The sequence below is a fragment of the Pseudomonas sp. SIMBA_067 genome, from assembly GCF_046534675.1.
Lineage (GTDB): Bacteria > Pseudomonadota > Gammaproteobacteria > Pseudomonadales > Pseudomonadaceae > Aquipseudomonas > Aquipseudomonas putida.
In genome coordinates this window covers 1-936 of record NZ_JAWRYH010000036.1, presented here as the reverse complement: position 1 = coordinate 936, position 936 = coordinate 1, and the positions used below count along the sequence as shown (strand labels likewise).

General features: G+C 51.5%; 1 rRNA gene. It reads left to right on the top strand.

Annotated elements, in window-relative coordinates:
- Positions 1-936: ribosomal RNA gene (locus SB765_RS27930) — 23S ribosomal RNA — on the top strand; the annotation flags it as partial.

Here is a 936-nt window from a genome sequence, read left to right as displayed (position 1 = left end):
TTGTTAGGTGACTGCGTACCTTTTGTATAATGGGTCAGCGACTTATATTCAGTGGCGAGCTTAACCGAATAGGGGAGGCGTAGCGAAAGCGAGTCTTAATAGGGCGTTTAGTCGCTGGGTATAGACCCGAAACCGGGCGATCTATCCATGGGCAGGTTGAAGGTTAGGTAACACTGACTGGAGGACCGAACCGACTACCGTTGAAAAGTTAGCGGATGACCTGTGGATCGGAGTGAAAGGCTAATCAAGCTCGGAGATAGCTGGTTCTCCTCGAAAGCTATTTAGGTAGCGCCTCATGTATCACTGTAGGGGGTAGAGCACTGTTTCGGCTAGGGGGTCATCCCGACTTACCAAACCGATGCAAACTCCGAATACCTACAAGTGCCGAGCATGGGAGACACACGGCGGGTGCTAACGTCCGTCGTGAAAAGGGAAACAACCCAGACCGTCAGCTAAGGTCCCAAAGTCATGGTTAAGTGGGAAACGATGTGGGAAGGCTTAGACAGCTAGGAGGTTGGCTTAGAAGCAGCCACCCTTTAAAGAAAGCGTAATAGCTCACTAGTCGAGTCGGCCTGCGCGGAAGATGTAACGGGGCTCAAACCATGCACCGAAGCTACGGGTATCACCTTTTGGTGATGCGGTAGAGGAGCGTTCTGTAAGCCTGTGAAGGTGAGTTGAGAAGCTTGCTGGAGGTATCAGAAGTGCGAATGCTGACATGAGTAACGACAATGCGAGTGAAAAACTCGCACGCCGAAAGACCAAGGTTTCCTGCGCAACGTTAATCGACGCAGGGTTAGTCGGTCCCTAAGGCGAGGCTGAAAAGCGTAGTCGATGGAAAACAGGTTAATATTCCTGTACTTCCAGTTATTGCGATGGAGGGACGGAGAAGGTTAGGCCAGCCTGGCGTTGGTTGTCCAGGTTTAAGGTGGTAGGCTG